This is a genomic window from Streptomyces marokkonensis, assembly GCF_039539045.1.
GTDB lineage: Bacteria > Actinomycetota > Actinomycetes > Streptomycetales > Streptomycetaceae > Streptomyces > Streptomyces marokkonensis.
Genome location: NZ_BAABCQ010000181.1, coordinates 1 through 8,723 on the forward strand (window position 1 = coordinate 1; position 8,723 = coordinate 8,723).

The window sequence follows — 8,723 nt, forward strand, 5'->3', positions numbered from 1 at the left end:
CGATTCCCGCGGAACGTCCGTTGACCGGTGTGGTGCACGCGGCGGGTGTTCTGGCCGATGGCGTGGTCACGGACCTCACCCCGGAGCGGGTGGCGGAAGTCCTGCGGCCGAAGGTGACCGGCGCGATCAACCTTCACGAGCTGACGCGGAACCATGATCTTTCCCTCTTCGTGCTGTTCTCCGCCGCTGCGGGAATCCTGGGCGGCGCGGGACAGGCCGATTACGCGGCGGCCAACACCTACCTGGACGCGCTGGCCCAGGCACGTCGGGCGGCAGGACTGGCGGGACAGTCCCTCGCATGGGGCTACTGGGAGCGGTCCAGCGGCATGACCGGCCACCTGGCCGAGCGGGACGTGGCCCGTATGACGCGCTCGGGCATCGCGCCGATGTCCGACGAGGTCGGACTGGCCCTGTTCGACGCCGCGTTGGCGGATGGACAGGCGCTGCTGGTGCCGGTGCGGCTGAGCCTCGGCGACCTGCGTCGGCTGGCGGACTCCGGAGCGCTGCACCCGCTCTTCCGGGGCCTGGTGCGCCGGCCGCTGCGCCGGGCGGCTGAGGGCGAGGGCGAATCGGCACGCGGGTCGCTGGCGCGGAGCCTCGCCGGGCTCGCCGGAGACGCCCGTGACCGGGCCCTGCTGGAAGCGGTACGGGGGCAGGTCGCTGCGGTGCTCGGGTACGCCGATACCGTTTCATTGGAGAGCGACAGGCCGTTCAGCGAACTGGGCTTCGACTCCCTGACCGCGGTGGAACTACGCAACCGCCTCGCCTTCGCGCTGGGCATCAGTCTGTCGGGCGCCGTCGTATTCGACCACCCGGTGTCGGAGGAACTCGCCAGGTACCTGGGCACACGGCTGTCGTCCGAAGCGGATAGGGGAACCGAGCCCGCCGGGATGGACGGGAGGGTCGAGAGGGCCGTTGCGACCGGGATGGCCGGGATGACCGAGGATCCGCCCGCGGCGTCCGCCGAAGGTCTGGTCGGCATGTTCCGCGAGGCGTGCGCCAGGAACCAGTACCCCCAGTTCGTCGGCCTGATGAAGGAGGTGTCGCGGTTCCGCCCGTCGTTCACCTCGCTGTCCGAGCTCGCCGAACGGGGCACTCTGCCGCAGCCGGTCCGGCTGTCCAGGGGCGGTCCGGCGGACGGTTCCGCGGACCGCGCGGAGACCCGGTCGCCGCACCTGATCTGCTTCCCGCCGTTCACCGGGAAGTCCAGCCCGTACCAGTTCACCCGCTTTGTCGCACCGGTGCGCGGCGAACTGGACGTAACCGCTGTCCCGCAGCCGGGATTCCTGAAGGGCGAGGTGCTGCCGAAGACCGTTGAGGCGCTGATCGAGGTGCAGGCCGACGCGGCGCTGCGGTGTGCGGACGGTGCGCCCTTCCTGCTCCTCGGACACTCGGCGGGCGGCCTCATCGCCAACGCGGTTGCCCGGCACCTCGAAGAGAGCGGAATTCCGGTGCTGGGCGTCGTGGCCGTCGACACGTACAACTTCGAGGACGGCATCACGGATGAGATGGGGACGCAGCTGTTCGACATGCTGCTCGACCGCAACCTCCGGCCCGAACAGGACTCGGACGATCGCTGGGGCGACGCCTGGCTGACCGCGATGGGCCGGTACTACGACCTGGAGTGGGAGCTCGTGGAGACCGCGGCACCGACGCTCCTGGTGCGGGCCGCCGAGCCGCTGGCAGGGGTGCCGGAGGACGACGACTGGCGCCCGCGGTGGAAGTTCCCGCACTCGGTGGTCGATGTGCCGGGCCACCACTTCTCGATGATGGACGAGCACGCGGGGACCACGATGGAGGTGATCCAGCGCTGGGTCGCCGGTGATCTCCTCGGAGAGGAAGGCTGACTGAGGCTGACGTAAGCCGATAAGACGCAACGGGCGGGGGCCGGCCACGGAGCTCGGCCCTGCCCGGCGCGACGAGCGGTTCGGAGACCAGGTTTTGGCACAAATGGCAGAGGCAAGGAGCCCTGGAGGAAACATGGGTGGGGTTGAGATGGTTGCTGGCAAGGTTGTTCGTTTCGACGGCATACGAGGCTACGGGTTCATCGCCCCGGAGCACGGCGGAGAGGATGTGTTCCTGCACGCCAATGATCTGCTGATCCCGGAATCCGCCGTGCACTCCGGGGCGCTGGTCGAGTTCGAGATCGAGGAGGGGGAACGCGGGCCGAAGGCGTCGTCCGTCCGGCTCTCCGAGAGGTCGCGGCCGCAGGTTCCTCCGTCGATCCAGGCGTCCACCGTCAGGACCGAGGACGGTGAGGAACGCAGCTGTGACGTGCTGAGCGTCGCGGAGTACACGTACGAGGTGACCGAACTGCTGCTGGGTACGGCCCCGTGGCTGACGGGCGAGCAGATCAAACAGCTCCGGCAGCAGTTGGTGCAGCTCGGCAGCAGCCACGGCTGGGCGCAGAGCTGAGCGGCAGGAGCTGACGGTCCGTAGGCACCGGCCGTCGTCTGCCCGGCGGGGGAGTCCCCGCCGGGCACACCCGTTGCAGACGGCCCCGGTCAGCGGGGCAGATCGAGCGCCCCGGACCGCGCTCCGCACCGCGAGCGCGGCGGCGGGCAGCCTGGCCGGGGAGCGAGGCGGAAGTCGCTGATCCCGGGTACCGTCATCGAGCCCGAGGCTGGGGCCCTCCGCTACAGGAGAACCAGCAGCTTGGTGCCGGTGACCAGTTTCCGGTTGACCGAGGTGGACTGGACGAACACGGTGTATGCCGCGTTGCTTCCGGGGGTCACCGTGACCTCCGTCTCCGGCAGGCCCAGGAGCTGCCGGGCGGCAGGGCCGGTGAACACCTTTCCGGTCGTCCGGCCGGTGGCGGGGTCCTTCTCCGCCACGGCGATCTTCTTCTTGGCCTGGATCTTCTCGCGCTTGGAGAGCTCGTAGAAGGCACAGCCGGTCTTGTACGGGTGCCCGGCGCTGGTGACGAAATCGCGGATCGACGTCTGCTGGTCCACGGGGATCAGCACGTACTTGCCGGCGTCAAGGGCCTGAAGGCTGGACTTCACGTCGGCCGTGCTGAGGTCCTGGCCCATCGAGAAGAGGTTCCTGGTTCCGCGCACCCCCTGCTCACGGTCCCGCAGGAATCTCGTGGCGGCCATCTTGACGGCGCCGATCGCCTCTTCGACGCCCTGATCCGAGTCGGCGTCCCAGATCGAGATGTTGCCGGTCGGGAAGCCGTACTGCTGAGCGGTGCGCTTGGCCAGGGAGTTGGGCACCATGATGGCCGACGTCCAGTGCTCCGGCAGGCCGTTCAGCTTGTCGGCGATCCTGCCTCGCCATGTGTCCAGGACGGCGCGGCCGTCGGGCAGGTGGTCGTGGCGCGAGCCGGTCCGGTCCGCGCCGGAGGCGTTCTCCTCCCCGTCGGTGACGACGACCTGGAGGAAGCTGTGCTCGCCGTACTCCTCCCATATGTGGCCGAGGTCGTCGAGTGCCTTCACCGACGCCTGGATGAGCGCCGTCGCGCCGTTCTCGACGGTGTACAGGCCCCGCATGGACGGCAGGTGTTTCACGTCCATGTCCCACACCAGGTTCTCGACCAGGTGGTCGAAGGCGTAGAGACTGATCCGGGTCTCATGGCCGAGTCTGTCCGACTCCTCCTCCAGCCCCTTCACGAATTCGTCCACCACCCGGATGAGCTGCTCCGAGTGCCCTCTCATCGAGCCGGACTTGTCGATGACGAGAGCGACGTGGTTCACGAAATGCTTCTTGAGCCGGTCCTTTACCGTGGTGCTCATCGCGTCAATCCCCTTCTGTTCGTTCCCCGTGGGACCGCGGTGGTGCCCTGCGGAGACCCGGCTTCCTGGTGAAGTCCTGTCGGTTGGCTTCTCAGCCTGTCCAAGTCGTCGAGCGTCGGCGCGGGTCGGTGACGAACGGTCGCCACGAGAGCCACGAAACGCCCTCTTCCGTCGGTGGATGCCGCAGTCACGGGTCGCGCAACCCGATCCGAAATCCGGTCCGTTCGGATGATGGTTCCACTCTACGGAGCACCACTGACAATGCGTGGTGTGGCCGGTCGCGGCCCCCTCACGGCATCCGACAGCCCTCGCCCGAAGCCGATCGTCGACGCCGCCGCACGACTGGCCGGCACGGCCGGACACGTGGCCTCGGCGGGGCCCGGCCCTGGGCATGCGGGATTCCCCGGCGTGCGACCGAGCACCGGTGTCGCCGAAGGACCCTCGGTCATCCCCATTGCCGACGTTGACACGGGTCGCTATGTTAACGGGAAATCACATCGCTCTGCATGACTCGAAGCGTGGTGGTCGCTCAACTGACATGTCGGGAGAAAGACGCAGAGCGCCCTCCGGCCTCAGGGAAGAAGCGGGTAAGTCAATGGAGAATCTCAGCAGGCGAGGAGTCCTGTCGCTCGGTGTCGCGCTCGGGCTCGTGAGCGTGGCGGACAGCGCCAAGGCATGGGCGTGGCCGGCGGCGGACTCGGTGGCCGGCACCGGCACGGGTGCCGACCCGGAGTACGTCTGGGACAGCGCGACGGACCCTCTGATGGCCGCGCTGCTCAAGAACGGACAGGTTCCGTCGGTCAACAGCGCGATGGCAGGTTGGGTGAACAACGGCGACCCGCTGCCCAGCGGCTTCCCGGCCGAACTCACCGCGCATCTGCGACAGGTCAACAGGCTGCCCTCCTGGGCCGACCGCGCCAAGCTGACCCGCGCCGCGGACTTCAACCGGCGCAGGGACACCTACCTGTTCATGCTGTACGGCCTCGGCAGCGGCATCATGAGCACCGTGATCCCGCGCGAGGCCAGAAGCGTCTACTGGTCGGCGGGCGGCGCCGACATGCAGGACCGCGCGGCCAAGACGTTCACGTTCGGCTACGACCTGTCCGAGCTGAGGGCCTTCGAGCCGACAGGACAGTTCATCGTCACCGCCAACAAGACCCGGCTGGTGCATGCCGCGGTGCGTCACCTGCTGCCGCAGTTGCAGCAGTGGAAGTCGGGCGCCGACCAGGACATCCCGATCAGTGCCGCCGACATCCTGGTCACCTTCCACAGTCTGGGAACCTACGTACACAGCAAGCTGATCGAGTGGAAGATCCCGTTCCCGGCCGAGGACCAGGAGGCGTTCCTGCACTCCTGGCAGGTCGCGCTTCACCTGCTCGGTGTGCCGGACGAGTACATTCCCAAGACCTGGGCGGCCGCACAGGCGCAGTCGAAGCAGGTGCTCACCCCGATCCTCGCCCCGACGACCGAGGGCATCAAGCTGGCCGAGGAACTGCTCAGTCTGACCGCGCAGGTCGACCTCGGCGTCACTCGTGGCTTCCAGAACGAGTTCGTGCGCTACGTCCTCAGCGACGAGGTCGGCGACTGGCTGGGACTGCGACGCGACTACGTGGCAGCGGCCCTGGTCCGCACCGCATGGCCGACGTACATCAAGTTCCGCGAGGGGCTCTCGCCCATCATGCCCGGCACCTTCTACATGATGGACCAGTTCGTGCGCGCTCTGGCCATGCTGTTCCTCAACAAGGGCTCCTCGGGGACCACCACCCCCATCACGATCCCCACCGGGAACAGGCCGACCGGCTGAGCCACCCGCCCCCTTCCACAGGTGCCCGTCCCGCGGCAGACGCGTCGAGGGACGGGCACCCGGGTGTCCTCGCCCCGAGGCACCACACGGCGCGGTGGACCGTCGCCCGCCCGCCTCCGACGCCCGTTCAAAGGCCCAGGGCACCCACCACCAGAGCGGTCACGGCGTCACGGTGGTCGTGGCCGTCCCGCCACCGCAGTCTGCGTCCGGCCTCGACCACCACGCCGAACCCGGCGTGCACCAGCACCCGGGCCTGACGCGGGTCCAGCTCCGAACGGGCCAGCCGCAACTGCTGCTCCCAGACGGCGATGTGTTCCCGCTGGGCGAGGACCAGGGGCCGCCGCAGGTCCGCCGGCAGACCAGCCAACTCGGCCTCGGCAACGCTGTTGAGCGCGGTGTACTCGAAGCTGTAGGCCACGTACGTCGCCGCCAGCGCGACGACGGACTCGCGCGGGCCGGCCGCCTCGTGAAGACTCTGCTCCACCCACTGGGCCAGCAGACCCGCCGCCTGGAGGCACGCCGCGGCCAGGATGTCGACCTTGCCGGGATAGTGACGATAGAGCGCCGACGGTGTCAGTCCCACCGCCCGCGCGATCTGTCCGTTCGTTACGTTGGCGAATCCGTCCCGGGCGAACAGCGGGATGGCGGCCGCGAGGATCTGAGCACGCCGGGTGCGCGGCACCGGCTGGGTGGGCAGCTCGACCGGCCGTGCGCCCTCGTGGACCACGGCGGGATCGGTGGCGGCCACGCGCAGCGCGGCTGCCGACAGCAGGTTTTCGGCCCGGCGCCCGGCGATCGAGGTGTGGTGCATCGTGACGGAGCCGATCGCACCGAGGGCCGCCACGGCCCGCAGCCGCTCGTCGGGCAGGGGGCGCTCACGCTGCACCGCCTCGTCTACCCGCCCGACGAGTTGCCTGAACTTCGCCCTGAGATGCCGGCGGTCCTCACGATTGAGGTACCGGGCCTCCCACCGGTACACGCCGCCCGACGCGCGATGCGCCACGGTGACCCGGGTGACGGCCGTGAGTATGTCCGACAGAGGGGCCTCGGGCGGTACCTCGTCGAGCGCGGCGACCAGTCCGTCGGCCATGACGTCGGCGCACTCGGCGAAGAGCGCGTACTTGTTCGGGAAGTGGCGGTAGAGGGCGGCCGCGGTGATTCCCACGCCGGCGGCGATCTCCTCCATGGACGCCCTGTGATAGCCGCGCTCGCTGAAGACCCGGCCTGCCGCCTCGACGATGAGCTGCTTGCGATTGCGCGGCCGAGTGGCCGTGGTCGGGTCGGCGGTCACGGTTGGACGGGCGGATGGGGAGGCGGGACCATGCGGATCAGTCAATCACACGTGGCCGACAGGGCCCGGGCTTTCCCTGCGGGGACCGCACGGGGCGTGAATCCAGCATCACTTTCTGCCGGTACTGGTGAGGCTGCCGGGACTGTGCGTCGGCCAGGACCGGTGTGACGCCCGTGACCGATGTGACGCCCGCGACCGATGTGACCGCTGCGACCGGTGCGACGCCCGGGACCGGTGCGTGGGGCCCGGCCCGGGGCTGCCGGGTTCAGGTGAAGGTGAGGACCGGCTTGACCGCGCTTTTGTCGCGCATGGCGGCCACGGCGGTGCCGATCTCCTCGAAGGGGAACGTGGTGATCAGCCGCTCCACCGGGAAGAGGCCGCGCCGGTGCAGGTCGATCAGCTCGGGGATGAAGCGGCCGGGGTCGGAGTCGCCCTCCATCACCCCGTGCACGCGGACCCCCTTGGTCATCAGGCGCATCATGTCGAACGTCACCTCGCCGCCGAGGCCGAGGAAGGCCAGTTCGCCACGCGGGCGCAGTGCCGCGACGGCACGGTGGAGCATCTCCGGCCGGCCCGTGGTGTCCACGACATGGTGAGCTCCGCCACCGGTGAGGTCGCGCAGCGCCTGCACCAGCTCGTCACCCGGCGGCAGGGCCGCCCGGGCGCCGAGTTCGACGGCCAGGGCCCGCCGGGAGGCGACCGGGTCGACGGCCACCACCGGGTCGCAGCCCACGGCCACCGCGGCCATCAGCGCGCTCAGCCCGACCCCGCCGGCCCCGAGGACCACGAGTGAGGTCCCCGGCTCGGGTCGCAACCGGTTGAGTACGGTCCCCGCGCCCGTCTGCCCGCCGCAGCCCAGTGGCGCGGTGACCGTGTCGGGCAGGCCGGCAGGCACCTTGACCACTCCGCGTTGGTGGACGACGGCGTAGGTGGCGAAGCTGGACTGACCGAAGAAGCCGCCGTGCAGAGGGGCGCCGTCGAGACGGAGCGTGGTGGTGCCGTCGCCGCGTCCGCCGGAGAGGTTCAGGTCCCGTGCCGAGTCGCAGTACGCCGGATGGCCCGCCACGCACTGCGGGCACGCGCCGCAGCTGGCGAACGTGAGGCAGACGGGATCTCCCGGCGCGAGGCCCTTCACCTCCGCGCCCACCGCCTCGACCCGGCCGGCGCCCTCGTGGCCGAAGACCATGGGGGTGAGCTGCCGGGGCCAGGTTGCCTGGATCCCCAGGTCTGTGTGACACACCCCGACCGCCCTCATCCTGACCAGCACCTCACGCGGCCGCGGGTCCTCCAGCTCCACGTCCCGCAGGGCGAACGGTGCGCCCGGCTCCCGGGTGACCGCGGCGCGGACGCGCCTCACGCGCCCTCTCCGGACCGCTGCTCCCCGAGGACGGCCCCGGTGCGCTCGAGGAAGAAGTAGTAGAAGGGGCCGTCGGCAGGGACGCCCTTGGCGTTCATGATGCCCATGAGGGTGGTGTCGTCCACCCGCTTGAAGTGGTCGAGGACGGGCCGGCCGTCGTAGACCATCGTGGCCGTCGACTCGCCGCGGAACTCGACGGTCCACAGGCTGGCCTCGCCCTTGCCGAGCTCGAGGTTGGAGTACAGCTCGCCCTCGCCGTTCCGGCAGATCAACGGCTTGGCGTCGTGCACGGAGGCGAACGTCTTGCCGTACCAGCCGGCCTTCGCCAGCTCGCCGTTGAGCGGGTGGCCGGTGTCGAACTCGCCGCCTTTCCACTCGCCGAGGATCTCCTCGGGCCGCACGGTGTCCAACTGGGTCCAGACAAAGTCCAGTTCGGCGGCCTCGACCAGGCCTTTCGTCTCACGGAGTGCCTGGAAGCGGGTGCGGGCCTCTAGCGGGTTCATACGGTGTCCTCTCGTCGATGCTCCAAAAGCGGTG

7 protein-coding genes are annotated in these 8,723 nt (G+C 69.7%); 3 read left to right on the forward strand and 4 right to left on the reverse strand.

The genetic code is table 11. The features are described from left to right. Both ABEA26_RS30645 and ABEA26_RS30650 read left to right on the forward strand, forming a co-directional pair. Positions 1-1,847, forward strand: a 1,847-nt coding sequence (locus ABEA26_RS30645) for an alpha/beta fold hydrolase (protein WP_345596654.1), incomplete at its 5' end; no start/stop codon positions are given. A gap of 148 nt (positions 1,848-1,995) precedes the next feature. Then, entirely contained in the window at positions 1,996-2,415 is a 420-nt protein-coding gene (locus ABEA26_RS30650) for a cold-shock protein (RefSeq protein WP_345596677.1), read from the forward strand. 221 nt (positions 2,416-2,636) lie between these two features. On the opposite strand, the gene ABEA26_RS30655 is transcribed toward ABEA26_RS30650, so the two are convergent. Continuing rightward, positions 2,637-3,734, reverse strand: a complete 1,098-nt coding sequence (locus ABEA26_RS30655) for a vWA domain-containing protein (RefSeq protein WP_345596656.1) — start codon at positions 3,732-3,734, stop codon at positions 2,637-2,639. 595 nt (positions 3,735-4,329) lie between these two features. Between ABEA26_RS30655 and ABEA26_RS30660 the strand changes: the two genes are divergently transcribed. Next, a complete protein-coding gene (locus tag ABEA26_RS30660; RefSeq protein WP_345596658.1) occupies positions 4,330-5,538 on the forward strand; it encodes an oxygenase MpaB family protein in 1,209 nt (402 codons plus the stop codon). 127 nt (positions 5,539-5,665) lie between these two features. Here ABEA26_RS30660 and ABEA26_RS30665 read toward each other — a convergent pair whose 3' ends face one another. The 3 genes from ABEA26_RS30665 to ABEA26_RS30675 all read right to left on the reverse strand — a co-directional run bounded on the left by ABEA26_RS30665 (position 5,666) and on the right by ABEA26_RS30675 (position 8,689). Next, positions 5,666-6,829 carry a TetR/AcrR family transcriptional regulator gene (locus ABEA26_RS30665; protein WP_345596660.1) on the reverse strand — a complete coding sequence of 388 codons (1,164 nt, stop codon included), beginning with the start codon at positions 6,827-6,829 and terminating at the stop codon, positions 5,666-5,668. Between the two features lie 265 nt (positions 6,830-7,094). Beyond that, positions 7,095-8,186, reverse strand: a complete 1,092-nt coding sequence (locus ABEA26_RS30670) for an NAD(P)-dependent alcohol dehydrogenase (protein WP_345596662.1) — start codon at positions 8,184-8,186, stop codon at positions 7,095-7,097. Beyond that, the gene (locus ABEA26_RS30675) at positions 8,183-8,689 is read right to left on the reverse strand and encodes a DUF4334 domain-containing protein (protein WP_345596664.1); all 507 of its coding nucleotides are present in this window, start codon (positions 8,687-8,689) and stop codon (positions 8,183-8,185) included. Before ABEA26_RS30675 ends, ABEA26_RS30670 begins: the two co-directional genes overlap by 4 nt. Positions 8,690-8,723: the final 34 nt, after the last annotated feature.

What these genes read in the sequence shown, in the direction of transcription:
- ABEA26_RS30655 (WP_345596656.1), bottom strand. Translation starts at nt 3,734, where the DNA reads ATGAGCACCACGGTAAAGGACCGGCTCAAGAAGCATTTCGTGAACCAC.
- ABEA26_RS30650 (WP_345596677.1), top strand. Translation starts at nt 1,996, where the DNA reads ATGGTTGCTGGCAAGGTTGTTCGTTTCGACGGCATACGAGGCTACGGG.
- ABEA26_RS30675 (WP_345596664.1), bottom strand. Translation starts at nt 8,689, where the DNA reads ATGAACCCGCTAGAGGCCCGCACCCGCTTCCAGGCACTCCGTGAGACG.
- ABEA26_RS30660 (WP_345596658.1), top strand. Translation starts at nt 4,330, where the DNA reads ATGGAGAATCTCAGCAGGCGAGGAGTCCTGTCGCTCGGTGTCGCGCTC.